Below are 22,131 nucleotides of genomic sequence, written 5' to 3'. Positions count from 1 at the left end.
ATATTACAGGTATTACCATGAATAATATCAGACGCCTGGATCTCAACCTGCTGGTGACGCTGGACACCTTGCTGGCCGAGCATAATGTGACCCGGACGGCGCAGCGATTACACCTTTCGCAGCCTTCGGTCAGTGTGCATCTTGCCAAACTCAGGGATATTTTTAACGACCCCTTGTTGATGCCGGGGCCACGCGGCATGCGGCCGACCGCCCGGGGTGACGAGCTGCGTGAGCCATTACGCCTGGCGCTTGAGGCTCTGGAACGTGCAGTATCACCGTCGGAACCCTTTGACCCAAGGGTGGCGGACAATACCTGGCGCGTGGCGGCTTTCGACTACGGTGAGTCGACCATTGTTCAACCGGCGTTGCTCGGGTTACGGGCAGCCGCGCCGCACAGTCGACTGGCGGTGATCGAAACCGTGCCTTCACGCATTGCCAGGCAGGCGGAACAGGGTGAAATCGATCTGGCCTTTCATACTCGAGAAGGTTCACCGCCCAATTTGCGACAGCGCATTCTATTTAGCGAACGCTATGTACTGGTCGGGCGTGCAGGGCACCCAGAATTGCAAACACCGCCGTCGCTGGCCCAGTTTTGCGAGCTGGAACATGTAATGGTTTCACCGGACGGCGGGGGATTTTTCGGTATTACCGACAAAGTGCTGGCGGAAGCCGGCTTAACCCGGCGTGTGGTGCTTTCCGTTCCGCATTTTCTGTTTGTGATGTCGGTGCTGGCAAATTCAGATCTGGTGGCGATGCTGCCTTCACGGCTGGTACGCAACAATAGCTCGCTGCAGGTAGTCGAACCGCCGGTCGAGGTGCCGGGGTTCGAAATGACCATGCTGTGGCATGAGCGTTCTCACCGCGATCCGGCACATCAATGGTTGCGCGAGCATATCGTCGCCGCGGTAAGCTGAGGGAGTCAGGGCTGCTGGGTGTATTTCAACAGATCGCCCTGGAACAACAGAATCAGCGTACGAACCAACAACAAGCCAATCAGGATATTACTGAAGACAAAAAGCGGTAATGCGAGCGCAGACAGTATCCCTTCATGGCTCGCATGCCCCAGATGCAGAGCGGTGGTCGCCAGAGCAGAAAGGCCGAACGAAAAGCTCCAGAATGAGGCATTAAAAGGCCCCTTCAGATACCAGGGAAGCAGGCGGATCATAAATAACAACTGCAGCAGACCATAGCCGAAAAGCATTTTGGCCAGCACATCGGCCTCACCGCCATTCACGGCCAGCCAGGCACTGCAAGCCACCAGTGCGGGGGCCAGTTGGATACCGAGAGAGATCCGTACCGGTTCCGGCATTTCGCCCTGACTGCGCAGGCGATGTAAAATGGCCGGTTCCAGGCTCAGCCAGGAAAGAACACCGGCGCCCAGAAACAGCAGGCCCAGATCCTGATACCCCAATGCGCCGCAGGCCATGCAACTGATAAAGTTGTTGGCGACCGTTGGCAAGTAGAGCCCGGGCGTGGTGGCCTCACCAGGGTGCGTTCCACGCCACAGGCCGGCACTTTGCCAGGCGGCATAGCTCAGTTGTGCCAGAGCGCCCACCACGAACAGTGCCACGGCCAGTGAACGCCACCAGGGCACCACGCCAATGGCGACCAGTAGGGTGGTTGCCGGGAACAAACTGACATAGCTACTCATCAGCGGGTGGGTGATTTCGGCTTTTACACTCTGGGGGAAGCGCAGCAGGCGGTATAAAAAAGCGCAGGCCAGCAGAAACCACAGGGTGATCGCGATGACCACTAACGCCTCACCGATGACAGCGGGGACAGGCAGGATGGTGGCCGCATAACGCCAGCCAAAACCTGCGCCAATGATGCCCAATACCATGCCAAAATAGCCTGCGGGCAAATTCAGGTAACGGGAACCCGGATTCAAATCAGATTTAATCATTTTGTTTATATTTTCAAATTTATTTTAAGCGATCTTAACGAGTTTGACGGGCGGAAGCAATAATACTTAGGGAGTGAGGACAGGCTCAGAAAGGACTTTGCCGGGCGATATATTCCACCACCCGGCCCCTTTAGTTAGAAGGTGACGTTAACCTTGGCCCAGAGAGTGCGCCCCGGTTCGTTCACCGAAGTATTCGAGGAATAGCCAAAGGTGCTGTTACCCGCCAGGTTTAGGTGCTCGCTGTAGGTTTTATTGAAAATGTTGTCCAGACCGGTACTGAGTTTGACCTGCGGACTCACCTTGTACGCCACATTGGCGGAAAGCACGCCAAAGCCCGGGCTGTCGGCAAAGTCTTTACCCACCACGTTGCCCTGATTGATCGCCACGCGGTGCTGGCTGCTGACCAAACGCCAAAGGCCGGTACTGCTCCAGTCCCCACGTTCGTAAGTTAAACCCAAACGCGCTTCCAGCGGTGGAATTTGCGGCAGTGGTTGATGGTCCGTGGTGTTTTTACCCCAGGCATAGGCCAGGCTGGCATCAGTTTTCCAGTGCTCGGTCAGCTGATAACCCATGCCCATCTCACCGCCCATAATTGTCGCGTTGACGTTATCGGCCTGGCTGATGCGGGCGTGGTTGGGATCGTACTTGAACAGGATAAAGTCATTCACATGACCCAGATACGCTGAAACCCAACTGTTAAAACGTTTATCCGTGTACTGAGCACCGATATCGATCTGCGTGGTCTTTTCACTCTTCACACTATCAAACGGGCTCTTACTGCCGTCCGGCCCAAGTGTCGGGGAGAACAACTCCCAGTAGTCAGGGAAACGTTCGGTATAGCCTATACCGGCGTAAACCATTAACGGCATGCCGGCAAGCGTATGCTCTATACGGGTAAACCCGCTCGGCAAGGTGTCGGAACGTTCGCTGTCATTAGCGGATTTATAGTTATCTACCAGGCTACGATCAAGGCGTGCACCACTGATGACTTTGCTTTGTTCGGTTGCGGTCCAGGTCAACTCGCCAAAAGCGCCGTAGTTATGGAATTGTGCATCTTTTTGCCAGGCATCCCCCTGTTTATTACGGTGGGTGTTGGTCTGGGTATCCATACCGCTTTCCAACTTCAAATCGTCCCATAGGAAGGTGCCCATCACGCGCCCGCCGACGGTGCGGCGATCCAACTGCATCGTCATGCCCATATTCATGTGTCCCATGCCCATATGTCCCATCGCCATGCCGCCCTGACCGGGGGAACGAAGGGTAACGTTATCCATAATATGGTTGGCGTAGTTGTAATAAACCTGAGCTTCTAGCTTATCCAATACCTCGCCGATGTTGGATTTCTCTACTCGCATACCCAGGCTTTCACGTTTGAATTGTGAGCCATCCATGCTGCGTCCGGCATAGCGCGCTTCGCCATTACCCCGGCCCATGGTCACCTCCAACAGGGTGTCACTGTCTGGCGTCCAGCCGAGCGCCAAATCGCCATTCCATTTATCCCAGCGCGAAGGGACGCGTTGGCTATCGCCGTCCTGATAATCATTGGAACGCGATTTATTGCCCATCAGACGCAGATAGCCTTGTTCGCCACCCAGGCTGGCATCGATGTTTTCATCCCAGCGCCCGTTAGAACCGGCCAGCAGACTGGCATTTCCCTTGATACCGGGCTGTTCAAAGCGAGGGCGTTCACGTTCAAAGCGCACCGTGCCTGCCGAAGAACCGGCCCCCCAGAGCACCGTTTGCGGGCCTTTGGTGATGGTCAACAGATCGTAGCTTTCTGGTGAAATGTACGAGGTAGGGGCGTCCATTCTTGCAGGACAGGCACCTAGCATTTCGCCGCCGTCGGTCAGGATCTTCAGTCGTGAGCCAAACATGCCGCGAAACACCGGATCGCCATTGGTGCCACCGTTACGGATCTGCGAGAAGCCTGGAATGGTTTTCAGGTAATCCGAACCGTCACTGGCCGGCACCGGCTGACGCGGCGTTTTCGGTGATGTCACAATGGTCATTGGTGAATAGAGTGGTGCCGTTACGGTGATCACGTCGCCATCATTGGCTTTGACTGCAACCTCATGCTGGTGCGATTCAGTGGCATGAGCGCTGAAGGTGGCCAGGACAAACAGTGGCATCGCCGCAGTAATATGCAGTGGCAAAGGGCGTTTTTTATAATTCTTGGTTGTACCAAACATCATCGTTCCTTAATGCAAATTTTGACGCTAAAAATATGTTCACATCGCAACCGGCTATTATTTAGGCGCAGTAACACCCGGAGCATCATGCCGCCGTAAATAGGGGTTGGGTTCCGTCATGACGAATCAATAACGCCAATCGGGTTGCGATGAATAATGTTCTGCAGCCGTAAATATGACAGGCGTGCGTCAACCTCCTGGTTGAATCATCTCAACAGGAATAATTTGGCTGCAGTCTATTAATTTTTAAATCAGAGGAAGTGATGCTGGTGGAGCGCGGGGCTGTGACTCAGAGTGGATCACATGAGCGAATAACGGGAAGATATAATGTGCTGGTGGGGCGCGGGACAGCAATGAACCTGACCAGAATAATGGCGAGTAGGCCAGATCCAGCAGCGGGACATGGATCAGCAAGACGCAGTACCCGCAGGCGCTGTCATCCATCATCATCGCCATATTGTGGCTGCCGGTCTGCATGGGCATTGACATGCCCGGCATGCTGGCCTTGCCGGATGGCTCTGACGGCGGCTGGTGATGGCTATGCATCGACATATCCATACCGCAGTCTGCCATGCTGGCAGGTTCAGACTGCCCGACGCGCGCATGCTCCAGCGACCGTGAGATCACCGGGGCAATGAACAACATCAGGATCGCAAAAATCCCCAGACAGGCAGGGAGACGGCTTCGCGATGTAGCAGTCCGAATTAACGACACATATATCCTAAAATAGTGCGAAATTAACGGACGGAATTGTACTGTTTTATACGGCAAATGTTAAAACATTTTATTCAGGGTTAGCCTATTGCTAAAGTGAATTGCCGTTTGTCTCACATTCTCAACCCATTTAACCTTTAGGATATATCTTGGCCTCGCTGTGAAATAATACTGGCAGTAAAGGTAGTGTTATATCCCGACGGCTGAATATTCCAGCGTAAATATCATGGACAGGCTAAAAGCATTGGGTAGATCCGTTCGCCGAAGTGCCCAGAAAACCTCAACCTGCCAGCTTTTGCATCTCACCACGCACAATCCCTGTAATAGTGCGGATGAATAACGCAGCTATCACCGTGGTTGCCAGAGCCAGTAACGCAACGGCGATGGCATCGGCCCAAATTGCCTGAGCAAAGGCGGCATAACGTAGACCGGCACCTGCGGCGGCGGATAGCGGAAAACTGACGGCCCACCAGGAGACCCTAAACGGGCAGCAGTGTCTGAGGTCACGCAGGCGTGAAAGCAGGACTGTCAGCAGCAGCAGTGTCAGAGCAAACAATCCTTCTGCGAACAAATCTACGTGTCCTACTGTTATCACGTAGGCAGAAAACCCTACGGCAAAAGGGGCCAGCATAATCAACAGTGACGGGCTCATGGCCGCAGGCATCGGCTCTTCAAACATCAATCGCGAAAGAATGATCGTAAACAGGGGGATTGCAAAAAATAACCCAACCGACACCCCTAACACCATCAAGGCATGTGGCGGTTCGGTAAAATGCAATGCGGGGACTGCCAGGGGGATATCCAGCATTCCCACCAATGGCACGATCCAGGCCGGTACGGCATGAACCCTTTGTTGGCGAATGCCAATCCAGCGACCGGCCATTAACCACGCAAATACCGTCATGCCTATTGCCCCCAATATCCATAGCGTGCGAGCCAGGGGCATACTGATTTCGGCCAGTATAGCGGGCAACAGCAATGCGCTAATGAGCGGCGTCCCAAATAGCGCACCCGCGATAGGGTGAGTAAACTCGGCTTTGACGTGTTCAAATCCCGTCGCCGCTTTAATGGCATATGCCACAACCAGCAGCGCAAATACGATCACCGCAACACCACTAATTATTTGCGCAATCCACAAGGGTGTCCCCCACTGTGTATGAGCCATTCGCCAGGCCTGCCCTAAACCGGCCAATCCCATGACGGAACCAAACAAAGCTACGGGTAACCAGGACAGCCGGGCAGAAGAAACGGAGATCATATTCAAGCCTCACTTTAGTTTGGCTGCGTTGCAGCCAAAGCATCCATCACACGAGCTGAGTACACCATCGCGGCCCCCGCATTCAAAGCCACCGCTACGCCCAGTGCTTCCGCTATCTCTTCTCTGGTCGCGCCGTGTTTCACAGCTTCTGCGGTATGTACCGCGATACAGCCATCGCAATGTGTCGTAACAGCGACAGCCAGTGCGATCAACTCACGAGTTTTGGCATCCAGATGAGAGGTTTTTTTCCCCGCTAGCGACAACGCCTGATAGCCAGAAACGGTATCAGGGGCCAGCTTGCCCAATTCGCCGACGCGGCTCATCAACTGCTTGCGGTATTCATTCCAATCCAACATGGTCTCTCCTTTCTTTGATAGGGCGATCATTGCGCAAAGCCAGATCGCATAAAAACTTGTCTAGATAATAGTCTTTGCTCGTGATTTGATGCATGATGTGGAGTCTCTATTTTTAGCTCATTCGTCTCATGGATACTTTAAGTCAACTACTTTCACTTAGCCAAACGCAGGTCAGCTTAGATGTACGCTGCTTGCTGGACGGGGCATTTTCTATCCCTCATGAGATCATGTGTCCGGGGGAAGCGGCTTTCCATTTCCTGCTTTCCGGTGAGTGCCAATTGCGCCTGAGCAAAGGCCTGACACTGAAGATGAATGCAGGGGATTTTGTTTTATTGCCCCATGGCTCCGCCCACGAATTACTAAACGTGACCAAGGATACCCATTCAGTTCGGAAGATAACCCGCGATATACGCATACAAACAGGCAAGTCTCTGCCGATCAAATGCAACCAGGATGCAGCCAACCTGGCTGACGTGGATTTGCTTTGTGGACGATTTGTTTTTACTCGTGGTGCAGGGACACTGTTGATGCAGTCATTACCCCAAGTACTGCATGTCTGTTTGCGAGATTCTTCCGGGGTGGATCAGTTGGAAGCCCTGATCTCTCTATTACGCACAGAAACCGATGATGCTCAGCCCGGTGCTCACTCCATTGTGAATACACTTGGGCAGGTTCTTCTCATTTTTGCGTTGCGCACTTATAGCCAAGGCACAAATATATCGCCTAACTTACTGGCGTTAGCCGCGGACAGAAGGTTAGGCCCTTCGATTCAGGCCATCCTGGAATCTCCAGCGCAGCCATGGACGATTTCATCGCTCGGTAAAATGGTTGCTATGTCGCGTGCCACCTATGCCCGGCAGTTTCAGGATAGATCTGGCATGACGGTGGGGGGATTTCTTACCCAAATCAGGATAATGCGCGCGTGTGAACTACTGTCTAACACCGCTCTGGGTCAGGCAGATATTGGCGAGGCCGTCGGGTATCAATCCGAAGCGGCCTTCGGTAAAGCATTTCACAAAATCATGGGACAGACACCGGGACGGTGGCGGCGGGGGCAACGTATGGGATCCTAATCCATGTAGAATCGGTGCTTACGCGGGTTGTTCTCCCAGGGCTTTTAACCAAACGATGAAGGCGTCAATCTTCGGCCACTGGCGATCGGAAAGCGTCGATACATAATAGTGCTGGTCGCATTTCAGCTCCATCTTCGGGAAGGGAGCTACCAGTTCGCCGGAATCAAGCTGCTTGCGGATCAGCCGTTTGCGGCCCATAGCCACGCCGACATGATTGATGGCTGCCGTGACGGCCAGATCGGAACGATCAAAGCCAATTCCCGGCGAGGTATCCAGATTCACGCCGAAATGCTGTGCCCAACTGTGCCATTCGTCTGTTCCTGAGTCATAACTCCAGGCTTGTCGATCGTGGAGCAGGGTGCAGTGGGAGAGGTTGCCGGGAAAGTTGACCAGCTCAAATTGCCTGGCGTATTCCGGGCTGCATACCGGAATGATCGACTCGTCCATCAGGTATTGATAATGAAGTTGCGACGACGGCGTGGCGTCAAAGTAAACCGCCAGATCGATACCCGCCCGCTGGAAATTCACATTTTCATTGCCGGTCAGAATGGTCAGATTAATGGCGGGATAACGGCGGGAGAAATCCGCCAGCGCCGGGACAATCCAACACTGAGCAATGGAAGGCCGTGAGTAAATGGTTAACGAGCCGGATAGCGCCTGATTCTTGATATCCAGAATTTCCTGGTTCAGGGTGCCGAGAGAGGATTTTAACGCCCAAAAAACCCGTTTGCCTTCGGTCGTGAGCTCCACCTTGCGATGAGAGCGGACAAACAGCTGGATCCCCAGATTGGCCTCAAGCTGATTAATGTTATGGCTGACGGCGCTGGGGCTGACAGACAGCTCATCGGCGGCCATGGCGAAAGACTCATGCCGTGCAGCAACTTCAAAGGTAAATAACCGCGATAACTGCCAGCCATTCAGCGACCGGTGTGGACCCGCCAACAGATGATTCACTGCCATAAACTCCCCCTGAGATTTAAAAAAAACGGCGTTCTTCGCACCAGTTTGGTGAGCAAAGTTGACCCATGTCGCTAAATTGCACCATTTCTTGGCGTAAGTCACTCGTTTGATTCTGTTTCACTCATGTGAGAGCGGATTTTTATCGTTTGTCACCGATCGTCGTTTTCCTGTCCAATGAAGGTAAGTTAATTGCGGGGAGTATGGGCTATGGATTCGCAGATTTGGGTTGCCGGCACGCTGATCGCCAGTATCGCGATCATCATTTTGACCATCGTGAAGTTTAAGTTTCACCCTTTTTTAGCATTACTGTTGGCGAGCTTCTTTGTCGGCGGCATGATGGGCATGGGCCCGATTGATATGGTTAATGCCATAGAAAACGGCATTGGCAGTACGCTAGGGTTTTTAGCCGCCGTCATCGGGCTGGGTACCATTCTGGGCAAGATGATGGAGGTTTCCGGCGCGGCAGAGCGTATTGGTATTGCGCTCCAGCGTTGCCGCTGGCTGTCCGTTGACGTGATTATGGTGCTGGTCGGTTTGGTTTGCGGCATCACGCTGTTTGTTGAAGTGGGCGTGGTGCTATTGATCCCATTGGCTTTTTCCATTGCCAGAAAAACCGGGACCTCCTTGCTCAAGTTGGCCATTCCTCTGTGTACTGCATTGATGGCAGTGCACTGCGTGGTTCCTCCTCATCCAGCAGCGTTGTTTGTTACCAACAAGCTGGGCGCAGACGTGGGCACGGTGATTGTTTATGGTCTTCTCGTCGGGTTGACGGCATCACTGGTAGGGGGGCCGCTGTTCCTGAAATTAGTCGGCAAGCGTTTGCCGTTTAAGGCAGTCCCGCCCGAGTTTTCTAATCTGGCCGTGCGGGAAGAGCGTTCACTGCCATCACTGGGGGCAACGTTGTTTACCGTTTTGCTACCCATCGTGCTGATGCTGGCCAAAACGCTGGCAGAGCTGAACCTGGATAAAGAAGGGCGCTTGTTTACCGTTATGGAGTTTATCGGTAACCCGATCATCGCCATGTTTATCGCCGTGTTTGTGGCTTATTACGTGCTGGGGCTGCGCCGACATATGGGGATGAGCGCTCTGCTAAGCCACACAGAGTCCGGTTTTTCCTCCATCGCCAATATCTTGCTGATTATCGGTGCAGGCGGGGCATTCAACAGTATTCTGAAGACCAGCGGCCTGGCCGATACCCTGGCACTGATGCTGTCCAACCTGCATATGCACCCAATCCTGTTGGCCTGGCTGGTCGCCCTGATCCTGCATGCTGCCGTGGGTTCCGCCACCGTAGCCATGATGGGGGCTACGGCAATAGTCGCGCCGATGTTGTCGCTTTATCCTAATGTGAGCCCGGAGATCGTGACCATTGCCATCGGTTCTGGCGCCATCGGCTGCACCATTGTGACGGATTCCCTGTTCTGGTTGGTGAAGCAGTATTGCGGGGCTACGCTGAATGAAACCTTCAAGTATTACACTACGGCCACCTTTATCGCCTCGGTGCTGGCGCTGGGCATGACCTTCCTGCTTTCATATGTTATTTGAGTACAATAAGTTTATGGGATAGAGCGATATCGGGATAATTAGAGGTGACATTGTCACAATTAAGGCGTGTTTTGGTGTGTTCTGCAAGGCCCATGACAGCCAAACCTCTCTATAGATTTCGCGTAGCGCGATCAAAAAAGGGGGGATGAATTGATTTCAAACTCCCTAAACCAATGAATAATGACAAACAGTGAGGAGAAAATGACGCATTCATCAGCTGAGAAGATTATCAGTTTATATGAACAGCACGCTGAAGCCTGGGAAAGGTTGCGACCCACGGATCTTTTTGAACAGGTTTGGTTGGACCGATTCCTGGGTTTGGTGCCGGATAATGGGAGGCTGTTGGATATCGGATGTGGTAATGGAATACCCATCGCTGCGTATTTCATTCAACGTGGATTTGATGTTATGGGGATTGATAGCTCAAAACAGATGATTAATGCATGCCAGAAAAAATTCATACATCAACAGTGGCGCGTAATGGATATGCGCAAATTAGCGCTGCATGAAACGTACAATGGTTTACTTGCATGGGACAGTTTTTTTCACCTGACACGTGATGACCAACGTCGCATGTTCAAAACTTTTCGAGAGCATGCCAGGAGCAAAGCCGCATTGATGTTTACCAGCGGGACAAGTGATGGTGAAGCCATTGGGGAGTTCCAAGGTGAGGCGTTGTATCATTCAAGTCTGGCGCAGGAAGAATATAAACAGCTGTTGTATGAAAATGGTTTTACCGTTGTGAAGATGGTCGTTGAAGATCCTGAATGCCGGGGACGTACGGTGTGGCTGGCAAAAAGCTTGATATAACGCATATGTATAACGTCCCATGACAAAGGCCAGAACCTCAGATTCTACGTAAACCTACCTAGGTGCGCATAATGTATATTATGTTAAATTACATTGGTGGTTACGCACCGGGCTGGCCATCCTGGCTATAACTCACCTCACCTTCAATCATTACCGGTCTCGTCACCAAGACCTATCAGCGTTTGCTCAACATCGCTGGCTTCAATCATCAGTCGGCGTGCCCTGATGAAAACGCATCTGCCATCGACTGCCATTCTCTTCTGAGGTTAACAACCAGATCGACGATCGCAATGTACAACGAGCAACACCGCCATCGGCACTACGCTGATAACTTCGGTATGTCAGCAACACTATACCTTCGGCAATTGCAGCTAACTTAAACCCGTCAGCAAAAATTTCTGTCGGGTCACTTTCCATCTGCAAAGCTGCCAGAGTTTGCGGTTTGTCATAGCGTTGGCCAGAACGCCCAATTTCTTCAAACTCTTCATGCAGCAATTCACTGACTGCAGCTAAGTCACCGCGCGTTGCCGGCTGATGCAGTTTAACTTCCCGCGATTGGATCACCGCCAACAACTCTGTCGAATGGGTCAAAACGCCCTCCTTTTTTTGATCGCGCTACGTGAAATCTGAAAACAATTGGCAGTAATCACCCTGCAGATTTCGTCAAAACGCACCATTAAATACCCCGTAATGAACAGCCAACCACACAGTCGGCCCGTTGGGATCGGTCCATTCAACTCTATGGCGGCATTGTGCGGGAATATTCACAAAGTCACCGCTGTTTAACACCCGGATATCAGACTCATTATCAAACCTTAACCCCGCGGAACCCTGCAATACCATGATCCACTCACTTTGCGGCTGGCAATACCAGAAATCCGGCGGGCTCGATTGTCCGGTAGAAATGATACGTTCAATTTTCACATTAGGCTGTGATAGCAATGTTTCGAAGGTTTCAGCTTCTGCCTGAAGTGCGGCTTCAGGAAAGTGTTTGAATATATTCGTCATCATCTGAACTGACTCCATCGATGAGTTAACCTGGGGATTGTTCTTTCACGTTGAAGTCCTAATACTCAAAAAATTAGTGACAATGTCACTAAATCAGGGCTCCACAATTTGTACCACAACTTTCCCTTTCGCGTGTCCGTCTGCCAGATAAGCCAGTGCGCTTAGGCTGTCATCAAACGGAAATGTCCTGTCGATCACCGGTTTCAGTTTCCCGGCATCAATTAGTGTCGCTATTTGCGTCAGCTGGCTCCCATCAGGACGAACGAAAAAAAACGAATAATTAACCTGCCGATCGGCCGCACGAGAGATTATTTTTCTGCTGAGCAGCCAAAAAACAGCCTTCATCATAATATTCATCCCTCTTTTACGGGCGAATGCAAGGTCCGGAGGTCCGATGAGCGACACGATCTCGCCATGAGGTTTAAGGATCTTAAGGGACTTTTCAAGGCTGTCGCCACGAACTGTGCCCAGAACCAGATCGTAGTCAGCCGGGGTCTGTTCAACGTTCTGACGTCGATAATCGATGACGTGATCGGCTCCCAGAGATGTCACAAGCCCGGTATTCGCCGCGCTCGTGGTGGTGGTGACGCTGGCCCCCAAATATTTTGCCAGTTGGATGGCGAAGGTACCAATCCCGCCAGAACCTGCAGGGATAAAGACTTTCTGACCCGGCTTCAGCTTGGCATGCTCAAAAGCTTGCCATGAGGTAAGCGCTACCATCGGGAGCGAGGCTGCTTCCGTAAAGCTGAGGCTCATTGGCTTCAGGGCTGCCGCACTCTCTGGGACCGCCACATATTCAGACAGTGCTCCTCTGTCCATATCAAATACGCTGGTAAACACTGCATCGCCGGGCCGAAAACGCGTGACGTTTTTTCCGATATTTTCCACCACGCCGGCCAGGTCGCTGCCGATGACCGCTGGCAGAGTAAATCTAAGTATCGGTTTGAATGTTCCCTTTGGGATCATATTGTCGATCGGGTTTAGCCCCACGGCATACACTTTGACAAGGACTTCATCGTCTCTGATCCCCGGTCGTGGGATATTTTCAAAGCTCAGTCGGCCTGTTTTACCATAGTCTTGCAGTAGTAAAGCTTTCATGGTGCTATTCGCTGTTTTTAAAGGTAAAGATCCCGTCCGCAGGTGGGACGGGAGGAGCAAGTTACTCACTAATGTAGCGCGCTGCTGGATGTTCCTGCCGAAACTCCGGCAGCATCGCTTGGCGAGCTTGATTATAGTTTAGCCACTGCTGTTCGTTATGCAGAGGCGGGATGGTCACCACCTCGCGGCGGTCAAAGCCGACAAGCGCTGCATCTACCAGCTCATCGACTTCCATCACGCCGCTCACGGTATTAATGTCCGTCCCCGAACGCTGCCAGATTTCGGTGCGCGTTGCGGCAGGCAATACGGCTTGTACATACACGCCCTGCGGCGCGAGCTCGATACTCATCCCCTGAGACAGATAAAGTACAAACGCTTTGGTGGCACCATAAATGGTCAGGCCGAATTCCGGCGCCAACCCGACCACTGAACTGATGTTGATAATGGCACCCTTCCCGGCCGCGGCCAGGCGTGGAGCCACCGCGTGGGCCAGACTGGCAACCGCTGACAGATTCAGGGCTATCAGTCGGTCAATATCCGCCGCCTCCTGAGACGCAAACGAACCGGACAGGCTCATCCCGGCGTTATTCACCAGCACCGTTATGTTCTCATCGTCACGAAGCCGCTGCGCCACGGCTTGCACATCCGCTCGCTGCGTGAGGTCTGCCGGCAGGATGTCCACGGCCACGCCATAATCTGCGCGCAGGCGACCGGCCAGCACTTCCATACGGGCAACATCCCGCGCAACCAGGATAAGGTTATGCCCGCGGCGGGCGAAACGATCTGCATAAACTGCGCCAATACCGGTGGAGGCACCGGTGATCAATACCGAACTGATGTCTGTCATGCTTGCCTCTCTGTGATGGGAAATGATTCATACTTCATTCATTGAATGATGCATGTCATCTATAATAGATGTCAATCATCATTTATTTTGTTAGCACTATTTTGTCTCTGGCCCCCTCCAGGCGAACTGACAGGTTGGATGCCGCCTTTTGCGGCTTCCAACCTGCGCAGTCAGATTAATTACACTTTGCCAGGACGGATTTTAAACCAGATGGCATACATCGCCGGCAGGAACACCAATGTCATCAGGGTTCCTCCGAAGGTGCCGCCAATCAAGGTGTAGGCCAGAGTGCCCCAGAATACCGAATGGGTCAGCGGGATAAAGGCCAAAATGGCCGCCAACGCGGTAAGCAACACTGGCCGGGCACGCTGCACCGTGGCTTCGATTACCGCATGGAACGGATCCATCCCCGCCTGCTGATTGTGATCGATTTGCCCGATCAGGATTAGGGTATTCCGCATTAAAATACCCGATAGCGCGATCAGCCCGACCAGAGCGTTGATTCCAAACGGCTGTTGGAACAGCAGCAAAGTGGGCACTACACCGATCAGTCCCAATGGGGCCGTGAGGAATACCATGACCATCGCGGACATTGAGCGGACCTGCAAAATGATAATCAACAGCGTCAATGCGATCATGATCGGGAATAACGGTAATAAGCCACAGGGAATGGCGAGTACGGACCAAATACCAATTGAGTGACCCGGATACGAGCCTCTGGGGCCAGCCCTTCAGCTGCGGCTTCGCGAAGACGGAACTTAAGGGCTTCACGGGCTTGCTGGCTGTCCGTGAGTATCACTATCTTGGCGAACGAAGGATCGGGTAGCTCTGGCGCCATGGCCAGATAAAAACGCGGCGAACCCTGACCAATATACGATGTGACGATCCTGGCCTCAGGCTGTTTCTTCAGCCAGGTTTCAACCTTGGCGGTGGCGGCGCTGGTCTGCTCAATTGCGGTTCCATAGGGCATTTGTACCTCGACCAGTACTTCAGGACGATCGGAGGTAGGGAAAAACTGCTTCTTGACCAGCCCCATGCCGACAACTGCCAGGATAAAGGCGGCAATCACCGTAGCGGCCACTGTCCACTTGCGGGTGATAACACGGGTCAACAACCGACGAAAGCGGTTATAGTGGCGGGTGTTATAGATAGCCGCGTGTCCCCCCTTGACCTGTTTGATGTTCGGCAACATCTTCACCCCCAGATAAGGCGTAAAGATCACCGCAACCACCCAGGATGCGATCAGGGCGATACCGACAATCCAGAACATGTTACTGGTGTACTCGCCTGCGGTAGACTGTGCGAAACCATTCGGCATAAAACCAATGGCCGTCACCAGCGTCCCTGCCAGCATTGGTGCAGCCGTATGGCTCCAGGCGTAGGCGGAGGCTTTGAGCCGGTCGTACCCTTCCTCCATCTTTACCACCATCATTTCGATGGCGATTATGGCGTCATCAACCAGCAGTCCCAGCGCCAGTATCAGTGAGCCCAGGGTAATGCGATCAAAGTTCTTGCCAGAGGCCTCCATCACCACAAACACCACTGCCAGCGTCAAAGGCACCGCCGCGGCAACCACTACCCCTACGCGCCAGCCCATGCTAACAAAGCAAACCACCATCACCACCAGTAGTGCAACGAAGAACTTCACCATAAATTCGTCAACTGCAGACCGGATATTAGCCGACTGGTCAGTGATCTTGGTGAGTGTCATCCCCAGTGGCATGGCCTGATTGATACTGGCCGTTTCTGCATTAAGCGCTTTGCCCAGGTCCAGTCCGTTCCATCCCTCCCGCATCACAATGCCCAACAGCAGAGCCTGCTCGCCGTTGTTGCGAATAATAAAGGTGGCAGGATCTTCATAACCGCGTTCCACCGTCGCGACGTCCGAAAGCTTCAGGGTCCGCCCCTGTGCCACAACCGGTGTGTCACGGATCTTCGTCAAGGTATCGAGGGCACCGTCCAGGCGCAAAAAAACCTGCGGCCCCTGGGTGTCAATAGAGCCGGCGGGCGTCAGCACGTTCTGGTTATTCAGTGCGGCAAAAATCTGTTGGGGAGTCACGCCAAGGGTGGCCAGCCGATCGTGAGAGAAAGAGACAAAGATACGTTCCGCCTGCTCGCCAATGATATTGACCTTTTTCACGCCCGGTACATGCAACAGGCGCTGGCGAAGGGACTCGGCATCACGCACTAACAGGCGTTGCGGTTCTCCCCTGGCCTTCAACGCAAACAGCGCAAAGGTGACGTCTGAAAATTCATCATTGACCATCGGTCCTATGACGCCCGCAGGCAAGTTCCTGGTCTCGTCACCCAGTTTTTTGCGGGCCTGATAGAACGCTTCCTGTACCTCGGATGGCGGTGTTTTATCCGCCAGTGACAGCATGGTGAAGGCTAACCCTGGGCGCGTGTAGGTTTCGCTGCGGTCATACCATTTCAGTTCCTGCATCCGTTTTTCAAGCGGCTCGGCGACCTGATCCTGCATTTCCTGCGCCGTAGCCCCCGGCCAGGCGGTGATGACCGTCATCTGCTTAACCGTAAAGGGCGGATCTTCAGCACGTCCCAATTCGAAAAACGAAAGAATACCGGCTACCGTGATAAGAAAGATCAAGAAAAGCGTGATGGAACGTTCGCGCACCGCGAGTGCCGAGAGGTTAAAACGCCCTGTGCTCATGGCTGGCTCCCGGCAACGCCGTCGTCAGCCTGCTGAGCCGATCTGACCTGCTCACCGTCGCGCAGCAAGTGCGCCCCCAAAGCCACGACCTGTTCGCCAGCCCTGAGATTGCCAGCAACTTGTGCCATATCGTCGCTGATGCCCATGACCTGCACCGCGCGCCAGGACACTGTTGCCGGTTTACCGGCGATAATCCATACGCCAGCCCCCTTACCGGGGTCATACAATGCCGCGACCGGCACCTGTAGCCTTGACGCCGAACGATTACCGTTAGCGATATCGAGGGTGAAGGTGGATCCTAAAGGGGCTCCAGCCAGCGAGCCTTCAAGCACATATCTGGCCTCGAATGTTCGCGTCGAAGGATCGGCCGCATCAGAAAGCAGTCGCAATGTGGAAGGCATTGCGTCACCACTGCGGCCATACAGACTGGCCATCGCCACACTGCCAATGGCCGGACGCAATGTTTCCGGCAGATGCACTATGGCCTCTCTTTGCCCTGCCCGCGCCAGCCGAACTATCGGCTGACCTGCACTGACAACCTGTCCGGGTTCAGCCAGGGTCGCCATCACCACGCCATCGGCGTCGGCGGGTAGAACGGCATACCCGGAAGCATTACGGGCCACATCAGCCTGAGCCTCTGCGGCGCTGAGCTGCGCCTTGGCAGTATCCGCTGCCGCTTTGATCTGATCGTAAGCCGAGGCTGAAACAGCACCGGTGGCGACCAGTCCACGGTAACGTGCTTCGTCGGCGGTCGCCTGTCGGGCCTGCGCGCGAGCTGCCGTCACGGCTTGTTGCTGGGCTCGCGCCTGCAGAGCCAAATCGACCGGATCAAGACGCATCAGTGGCTGACCACGTTTGACGGTCTGACCGGTGTCGACCAGGCGCTCAAGTATTTTTCCGGAGACCCGGAAACCGAGGTCACTCTGGATGCGCGCGACCACGACGCCGGTGAAAGCGCGAGAAGTATCGATTGAATCTTCAACCGCTACCGCCCGCACTAAAGGCGGCTTAATTCGTGGGTCGTCGCCGGTCGATGTGTCACCACAGGCCACCAGGGCGAGAGGCAACAGACAAATGGCAATGGTGGCAGGTTTAAGCCGAGGCATGGGTTCCCTTACGTCATTAACAGGACAAGAACCGCATTCTCTAACTAGTGACCAATTATGTCAATGGTCACTGATGGCGTTATGGCGACAGACTGCGCAATATCAATGCTGATAAAAGCACCGCAGCCTCACCGGCCGTTTCCAGGTTGTATTGCAGTTGTACCGGGTTGATATAGGGCCGCATCACCAGATAAATCGCACTGGCGGTTTCGTCCAGCGGGGTCTTGCGCTCAAACTCCCCGGACTCGCGGCCCTCACGGATAATTTGCTGAATGACCTGCTGCAAATGAACTTCATGCGCCTTCACTGAAGGCCACCGATCGCGTGCGGCAACAGCGGCGATGTCATACAGCTTGCGGTCATGGAAGAACAAGTCGCTGCCGGTTTCTGACAGCGCCTTGAACAGGCGTCTCAGCTTCTCTGAGGCGGTGGGTGCCTCTGCGATCGCCGAATCCACCAGCGCCATAATCATGGCCAGGCGATTGGCGCAGATCACCTCGCCAATCGCCTGCTTGGACTCAAAGAATTTGTAGATATAAGCCTTGGAAAAACCGATGGCCTTGGCCAGATCGGACACCGTGGTTTTTTCAAACCCATAATGTCCAAAATATTCTGTAGCCGCCTCTACCACCTGATCGCGAACGCTGTGATCAGAGGGGCCGCGTGTTTGGGGTGTCTTCATTTTTTTATTCATCGGTATAGCTTATCTCTGTGAGTTTTGATTCACAATGAGTGACCAATATATTAATAGGTCACAATCTATATTAAACGGCAAACGCCTCCCCCAGAGAAACAAGGAGAGCGGCTGATGAATAGCAAGAGGTTATCTATCAGGCGGGTTGTTATACCTTGCAGCGCTAAAATCAGAACTCCCCGCTGAGTGACGGGGAATTCCACCAGATAAACCCATGCGGGGCCAAGCTGGCTACTCTGTCAGGAGCCCTCTCTAGCGAGCCAGTTCTACTCCGTCCAGTTCAGAAATCGCCAGGCAGTAAACCTCGGTGATGGCCTCCACCGTGTAGGCGGTTTTCGCCGGGATCATCAACATCTCATGCGCTTGCAGAATCTGATCCCCAATTTTGAGTTCACCAGACAAAACCATCAGTTTGACCCAACCCGGATGAAAACGGGCTGACTGTTGGCTGCCAGCATCAAGTTTCAACAGCGCCGTGTGCCCTTGCGCCTCACGTTTTAAGATATGGTAATAGACTCCATCGTAAGGCATTTTTTCGTAGTGCAGTGTCGCCAGTGTTCTTTTATGCATGATAGCTTCCTAGTAATCGGTGATTAGTTGGATCAAGTATCACAATTCCCTAACGGCCTTTGGGCCTGTTAATAAATATATAGGACGTATGCCCCAGACGCAAAATCAGAGGCAAAGGTTCTTTGCCCGGGTTATGAGAAGTCTGCGGCTGCAAAGGGGGATCACTGGCGAAGATGACTGCGGGGACGACGAAGGCTTTGGTCTGACACCGGGGGGCACATCTGGTGAGAGTTCGCCCGCAGAATGCGGGCGATTAAAACAGGGTTACCGGCGACGTAACAGCAGGCCCGCCAATAAACTCACGCCGGCAAAGATCGCCACAGTGGTGAGTGGCTTCTTCTTGACCAGGTCGCTGACACAGCCCAGGGCATCGCCATATTTTTCTTGTATTGCACCCGCCACGTAGCGGGCGCTCCCCTCGGCTTGCAGGCGCTCATCGCCCGTAACATCACCCGCAACTTCCTGCGTTTTGCCGACAACTTTATCCATAACACCTTCGATCTTATCGCTGTTCATCCTGTTCTCCTGAGTTTGATATCGGTAGATGACCGCCTCAATACTAAGCTGCCCCCTAGCCACTCATAAGGTCAATTTGCATGAAATTGACTAGTGCATTTGAGCCTTACTTTTCCTTTTTAGACTGCCGTTCACCGGCAAATAACCCCCGTTCACGGGCCCAGACAATGGCCTCACTACGGCTGTGCACGTCGAGTTTGGAATACACCGTAGCCACATGATTACGCACGGTATTGGCGGCAAGATTAAGGCGGGTGGCAATTTTCTTGTCAGGCAGGCCTTCGCAGATTAGTCCCAACACATCGCGCTCACGGGCAGTCAGATCGGTGAAGGAAACCCCAGACAGATGGGGTTTATTGATGCTTTTCACATTGGCCAGTTTCTCGAGCAGCGTTTGACTGAACCAGGAAGCATCTTGCATCACCTCTTCGATGGCGGACACCAACTCCAGTTCCGACCGTTTGCGTTCGGTAATATCCATCATGACCAACAGATAACAGGGCGCGTCCTGAATACTCACGGCATCGGCGGAGACCACGCAGTCGATCACGTCGTTGCCCTTTTTCCGGACTTTAACATCCTGACTCTCGACGTTGCCGGTTTTTGCCAGCAGGGTAAACAAACGGCGACATTCCCCCTGCCCATCAATAACATTGAGATCCTCGACCGTCTTGCCGATCAACTCCTCAGCGGCGTATCCGGTGGTCTTGATAAAGGCTTCGTTGATATCCAGCACTCGCTGCTTGTCCGCAGTGCACACCAGCGTCGGGACCGGGCTCAAACGGAAGGACTTGGCGAACCGCTCTTCACTCTCGCGTAACGCCGACTCGGCTTTGCGGCGAGGCTCAAGGTCGGTAAAGGTAAACAGCATGCAATCTTCTTCATTGATGTCCAGCGGCTGCCCGGCAACGATCACCAGTTTGGTTCCCCCTGCGGGCAGTTTTAACTCGGCCTGCATTTGCGGAATGGTTGCCCCTTCACTCAGGCGCTGCACGGCCAGTTCCTTATTTTCCGCCTGCTCCAGTACATCCAGTGCGTAGACCGAATTGCCCATTACCTGATCGCGGTGGTAACCGGTCATATCGAGGAACCCCTGATTGACCTTGATGTAACGCAGGTCGTTCAGGCTACAGATCACCGCAGGTGCCGGATTGGCGTTGAAGGTTTTTTCAAAGCGATCTTCGGCACTGGCCCACTCGGTGGCATCACTCAGGATCAATACCAATAACTCGGGCTGCCCTTTAGCGTCGGTGATAATCAGGCTGCGCAGACGGTGAACCCAGATAAACTCCGGCTCGCTGATGGGTTTTACCTCGACCAGCACATCACTGAATTCTTCACCCTTGGCCACCCGGTTAATCGGGTATTGCTCTGCGGTCAAAGGATGATTGTTGCGATAACGCAAGGCAAAACGCTCCGCGTACTCCTGGGCATTGGCTCCCAGCTCACGCAGTTTGGTCAGCCCATGCATGCTCAGCGCGGCTTCATTCGCCCACAGAATGGTCTGATCGATTTCGGTCAGGATCACCCCTTCGGTCAATCCTGAAATGATCTGTTGTAGTTGGCTGCGGTTAGTTTCGCTGGCAAGAACGGACTGGCTCATTATTTCTCCATAAAACAAAAGGCCTCGGGCCACCAAATGGCGATCTTCGCGCCTGGCAATGATGCGACTTCCCAACCAGCATAGTGCTTAAGTAGTTCATTCGCGGGGTGTGAATGCACTAGCACCAAGGGTGCAAATGAACCGGGACGATCGGTGGTGCAGATCGGCAGACTGATTCTGTCGGCGCAGCGGACTGCTGTGCGTACAACCCCTTGTCCAGTAAATATAAGGAATAACAATGACCACTGTCTATGAATCCAATCGCTTTGCGTTTCACGTTTCATGGGGCTCAATATTGGCCGGGAGCGCCATGGCACTGGCGACCTATCTGATCTTGAGTGTACTGGGTACCGCTGTCGGCGCATCGGCCGTGGACCCGATGCAGGCAGGCAATCCCCTGAGTGGTTTCGGTGTCGGAACCGGCATCTGGCTGTTTGTCACCACCTTGCTCTCCCTGGCCGCAGGGGCCTTTGTCGCCGGCCGAACCGCACCCAACCGGGGCGGTTTACACGGCCTGTTGAGCTGGGCGGTCACCACCTTACTGACCACCTGGCTGGTTATTTCTTTGGCAAGCGGCGTGGTCGGTCTGGCCGGAAATGCCGTTGGTAAAGGATTATCTCTGGCGGGTAACGGCCTGGCGGCCGCGGCACCGGGCATTGGCGACAGCGTTAAGCAGCAACTCGACAAGCAAGGCATCAGCCTGGATTGGGATGATTTGCAAAATCAGTTGGCTACCACGCTCAAGCAAACCGGCAAGCCGGAATTAGACCCGTCCAAATTGGAACAAAAAACTGAACAGGCTGGTGCGGACGGTAAACAGTCGGCGACCGATGCTGCCACCGATCCGGCCCAGGCCGCAGCGGAGCTTAAGCAATGGTTCGAGCGCGTGAAGCAATCTGGTGAGCCAACCCTGAATGCCGCTGATAAGGACGCACTGGTGAACATCGTTGCGGCTCGTACCGGCAAGAGCCACGCTGAAGCGACCCAAATTGTCGACAACTACGCTCAGGCTTATCAGCAGGCAGTACAAAAAGTCGAAGAACTGAAGGCTCAGGCTGAACAGAAAGCCCGCGAAGCGGCGGATGTGGCAGCCAAACAAGTCTCCCGTGCCGCCTGGGGCTCCTTGCTGATGCTGCTGTTGGGTGCCGCGCTGAGTTTTGGTATCGGGCGGATTGCGGTATCAACACGTCGCAACGTTGTTGTGAGTTGATCA

General features: G+C 53.6%; 20 protein-coding genes and 1 pseudogene. 5 read left to right on the top strand and 16 right to left on the bottom strand.

Annotated features, from left to right (window positions below; genetic code table 11):
• Positions 1 to 17: 17 nt before the first annotated feature.
• Positions 18 to 914 (top strand): LysR family transcriptional regulator, encoded by an 897-nt coding sequence (locus QOT07_RS12660; protein ID WP_099062061.1) that lies wholly within the window; start codon positions 18 to 20, stop codon positions 912 to 914.
• A 5-nt stretch (positions 915 to 919) separates the two neighbouring features.
• On the opposite strand, the gene tehA is transcribed toward QOT07_RS12660, so the two are convergent.
• The 5 genes from tehA to QOT07_RS12635 form a co-directional block, all read right to left on the bottom strand.
• Positions 920 to 1,903: a dicarboxylate transporter/tellurite-resistance protein TehA gene (tehA, locus tag QOT07_RS12655; RefSeq protein ID WP_283603281.1), complete on the bottom strand. Its 984-nt coding sequence runs from the start codon at positions 1,901 to 1,903 to the stop codon at positions 920 to 922.
• Between the two features lie 134 nt (positions 1,904 to 2,037).
• Positions 2,038 to 4,092: a TonB-dependent copper receptor gene (locus QOT07_RS12650; protein ID WP_283603280.1), complete on the bottom strand. Its 2,055-nt coding sequence runs from the start codon at positions 4,090 to 4,092 to the stop codon at positions 2,038 to 2,040.
• A gap of 246 nt (positions 4,093 to 4,338) precedes the next feature.
• Positions 4,339 to 4,806 (bottom strand): DUF2946 domain-containing protein, encoded by a 468-nt coding sequence (locus tag QOT07_RS12645; protein ID WP_283603279.1) that lies wholly within the window; start codon positions 4,804 to 4,806, stop codon positions 4,339 to 4,341.
• A 280-nt stretch (positions 4,807 to 5,086) separates the two neighbouring features.
• A complete protein-coding gene (locus QOT07_RS12640; protein WP_283603278.1) occupies positions 5,087 to 6,064 on the bottom strand; it encodes an SLAC1 anion channel family protein in 978 nt (325 codons plus the stop codon).
• Positions 6,065 to 6,078: 14 nt separating this feature from the next.
• Positions 6,079 to 6,420: a carboxymuconolactone decarboxylase family protein gene (locus QOT07_RS12635; RefSeq protein WP_283603277.1), complete on the bottom strand. Its 342-nt coding sequence runs from the start codon at positions 6,418 to 6,420 to the stop codon at positions 6,079 to 6,081.
• 128 nt (positions 6,421 to 6,548) lie between these two features.
• Here QOT07_RS12635 and QOT07_RS12630 point away from each other — a divergent pair, with 128 nt between their 5' ends.
• The gene (locus tag QOT07_RS12630; RefSeq protein ID WP_283603275.1) at positions 6,549 to 7,493 is read left to right on the top strand and encodes a cupin domain-containing protein; all 945 of its coding nucleotides are present in this window, start codon (positions 6,549 to 6,551) and stop codon (positions 7,491 to 7,493) included.
• 18 nt (positions 7,494 to 7,511) lie between these two features.
• Here QOT07_RS12630 and dsdC read toward each other — a convergent pair whose 3' ends face one another.
• The gene (dsdC, locus tag QOT07_RS12625) at positions 7,512 to 8,453 is read right to left on the bottom strand and encodes a DNA-binding transcriptional regulator DsdC (RefSeq protein WP_207976780.1); all 942 of its coding nucleotides are present in this window, start codon (positions 8,451 to 8,453) and stop codon (positions 7,512 to 7,514) included.
• 207 nt (positions 8,454 to 8,660) lie between these two features.
• Here dsdC and dsdX point away from each other — a divergent pair, with 207 nt between their 5' ends.
• Both dsdX and QOT07_RS12615 read left to right on the top strand, forming a co-directional pair.
• Complete coding sequence (gene dsdX, locus QOT07_RS12620; RefSeq protein ID WP_099062053.1) at positions 8,661 to 9,998, top strand: D-serine transporter DsdX; 1,338 nt, start codon at positions 8,661 to 8,663, stop codon at positions 9,996 to 9,998.
• Positions 9,999 to 10,199: 201 nt separating this feature from the next.
• Positions 10,200 to 10,808, top strand: a complete 609-nt coding sequence (locus QOT07_RS12615; protein WP_207976782.1) for a class I SAM-dependent DNA methyltransferase — start codon at positions 10,200 to 10,202, stop codon at positions 10,806 to 10,808.
• A 201-nt stretch (positions 10,809 to 11,009) separates the two neighbouring features.
• Here QOT07_RS12615 and QOT07_RS12610 read toward each other — a convergent pair whose 3' ends face one another.
• The 10 genes and pseudogenes from QOT07_RS12610 to QOT07_RS12565 form a co-directional block, all read right to left on the bottom strand.
• A complete protein-coding gene (locus tag QOT07_RS12610; RefSeq protein WP_219016214.1) occupies positions 11,010 to 11,399 on the bottom strand; it encodes a nuclear transport factor 2 family protein in 390 nt (129 codons plus the stop codon).
• Between the two features lie 72 nt (positions 11,400 to 11,471).
• Positions 11,472 to 11,819 (bottom strand): cupin domain-containing protein, encoded by a 348-nt coding sequence (locus QOT07_RS12605; protein WP_207976786.1) that lies wholly within the window; start codon positions 11,817 to 11,819, stop codon positions 11,472 to 11,474.
• Between the two features lie 90 nt (positions 11,820 to 11,909).
• A complete protein-coding gene (locus QOT07_RS12600; protein ID WP_283603272.1) occupies positions 11,910 to 12,914 on the bottom strand; it encodes an NADP-dependent oxidoreductase in 1,005 nt (334 codons plus the stop codon).
• A 61-nt stretch (positions 12,915 to 12,975) separates the two neighbouring features.
• The gene (locus tag QOT07_RS12595) at positions 12,976 to 13,761 is read right to left on the bottom strand and encodes an SDR family NAD(P)-dependent oxidoreductase (protein ID WP_283603271.1); all 786 of its coding nucleotides are present in this window, start codon (positions 13,759 to 13,761) and stop codon (positions 12,976 to 12,978) included.
• 179 nt (positions 13,762 to 13,940) lie between these two features.
• Positions 13,941 to 16,429, bottom strand: a pseudogene (locus QOT07_RS12590) (efflux RND transporter permease subunit).
• Entirely contained in the window at positions 16,426 to 17,535 is a 1,110-nt protein-coding gene (locus QOT07_RS12585) for an efflux RND transporter periplasmic adaptor subunit (protein ID WP_283603270.1), read from the bottom strand. The pseudogene QOT07_RS12590 and the gene QOT07_RS12585 overlap by 4 nt, the downstream one beginning before the upstream one ends.
• A 79-nt stretch (positions 17,536 to 17,614) precedes the next feature.
• Positions 17,615 to 18,217, bottom strand: a complete 603-nt coding sequence (locus QOT07_RS12580; protein ID WP_283603269.1) for a TetR/AcrR family transcriptional regulator — start codon at positions 18,215 to 18,217, stop codon at positions 17,615 to 17,617.
• 264 nt (positions 18,218 to 18,481) lie between these two features.
• Entirely contained in the window at positions 18,482 to 18,799 is a 318-nt protein-coding gene (locus QOT07_RS12575) for a cupin domain-containing protein (protein ID WP_099062039.1), read from the bottom strand.
• Between the two features lie 264 nt (positions 18,800 to 19,063).
• On the bottom strand, positions 19,064 to 19,315 hold the full coding sequence (locus QOT07_RS12570) for a CsbD family protein (protein ID WP_085116822.1): 252 nt from the start codon (positions 19,313 to 19,315) through the stop codon (positions 19,064 to 19,066).
• A 106-nt stretch (positions 19,316 to 19,421) separates the two neighbouring features.
• On the bottom strand, positions 19,422 to 20,918 hold the full coding sequence (locus QOT07_RS12565; protein ID WP_099062038.1) for a PAS domain S-box protein: 1,497 nt from the start codon (positions 20,916 to 20,918) through the stop codon (positions 19,422 to 19,424).
• A 238-nt stretch (positions 20,919 to 21,156) separates the two neighbouring features.
• On the opposite strand from QOT07_RS12565, the gene QOT07_RS12560 reads away from it, so the two are divergent.
• Positions 21,157 to 22,128: a cell envelope integrity TolA family protein gene (locus tag QOT07_RS12560; RefSeq protein ID WP_283603267.1), complete on the top strand. Its 972-nt coding sequence runs from the start codon at positions 21,157 to 21,159 to the stop codon at positions 22,126 to 22,128.
• The last annotated feature ends 3 nt before the right edge of the window (positions 22,129 to 22,131 follow it).

This window comes from Serratia proteamaculans (assembly GCF_949794035.1).
In the GTDB taxonomy this organism is placed as follows: Bacteria; Pseudomonadota; Gammaproteobacteria; order Enterobacterales; family Enterobacteriaceae; genus Serratia; species Serratia proteamaculans.
This window is presented reverse-complemented; position numbering and strand designations above follow the sequence as displayed.

What these genes read in the sequence shown, in the direction of transcription:
- QOT07_RS12660 (WP_099062061.1), top strand. Translation starts at nt 18, where the DNA reads ATGAATAATATCAGACGCCTGGATCTCAACCTGCTGGTGACGCTGGAC.
- tehA (WP_283603281.1), bottom strand. Translation starts at nt 1,903, where the DNA reads ATGATTAAATCTGATTTGAATCCGGGTTCCCGTTACCTGAATTTGCCC.
- QOT07_RS12650 (WP_283603280.1), bottom strand. Translation starts at nt 4,092, where the DNA reads ATGTTTGGTACAACCAAGAATTATAAAAAACGCCCTTTGCCACTGCAT.
- QOT07_RS12640 (WP_283603278.1), bottom strand. Translation starts at nt 6,064, where the DNA reads ATGATCTCCGTTTCTTCTGCCCGGCTGTCCTGGTTACCCGTAGCTTTG.
- QOT07_RS12635 (WP_283603277.1), bottom strand. Translation starts at nt 6,420, where the DNA reads ATGTTGGATTGGAATGAATACCGCAAGCAGTTGATGAGCCGCGTCGGC.
- QOT07_RS12630 (WP_283603275.1), top strand. Translation starts at nt 6,549, where the DNA reads ATGGATACTTTAAGTCAACTACTTTCACTTAGCCAAACGCAGGTCAGC.
- dsdC (WP_207976780.1), bottom strand. Translation starts at nt 8,453, where the DNA reads ATGGCAGTGAATCATCTGTTGGCGGGTCCACACCGGTCGCTGAATGGC.
- dsdX (WP_099062053.1), top strand. Translation starts at nt 8,661, where the DNA reads ATGGATTCGCAGATTTGGGTTGCCGGCACGCTGATCGCCAGTATCGCG.
- QOT07_RS12615 (WP_207976782.1), top strand. Translation starts at nt 10,200, where the DNA reads ATGACGCATTCATCAGCTGAGAAGATTATCAGTTTATATGAACAGCAC.
- QOT07_RS12605 (WP_207976786.1), bottom strand. Translation starts at nt 11,819, where the DNA reads ATGATGACGAATATATTCAAACACTTTCCTGAAGCCGCACTTCAGGCA.
- QOT07_RS12600 (WP_283603272.1), bottom strand. Translation starts at nt 12,914, where the DNA reads ATGAAAGCTTTACTACTGCAAGACTATGGTAAAACAGGCCGACTGAGC.
- QOT07_RS12595 (WP_283603271.1), bottom strand. Translation starts at nt 13,761, where the DNA reads ATGACAGACATCAGTTCGGTATTGATCACCGGTGCCTCCACCGGTATT.
- QOT07_RS12585 (WP_283603270.1), bottom strand. Translation starts at nt 17,535, where the DNA reads ATGCCTCGGCTTAAACCTGCCACCATTGCCATTTGTCTGTTGCCTCTC.
- QOT07_RS12580 (WP_283603269.1), bottom strand. Translation starts at nt 18,217, where the DNA reads ATGAAGACACCCCAAACACGCGGCCCCTCTGATCACAGCGTTCGCGAT.
- QOT07_RS12575 (WP_099062039.1), bottom strand. Translation starts at nt 18,799, where the DNA reads ATGCATAAAAGAACACTGGCGACACTGCACTACGAAAAAATGCCTTAC.
- QOT07_RS12570 (WP_085116822.1), bottom strand. Translation starts at nt 19,315, where the DNA reads ATGAACAGCGATAAGATCGAAGGTGTTATGGATAAAGTTGTCGGCAAA.
- QOT07_RS12565 (WP_099062038.1), bottom strand. Translation starts at nt 20,918, where the DNA reads ATGAGCCAGTCCGTTCTTGCCAGCGAAACTAACCGCAGCCAACTACAA.
- QOT07_RS12560 (WP_283603267.1), top strand. Translation starts at nt 21,157, where the DNA reads ATGACCACTGTCTATGAATCCAATCGCTTTGCGTTTCACGTTTCATGG.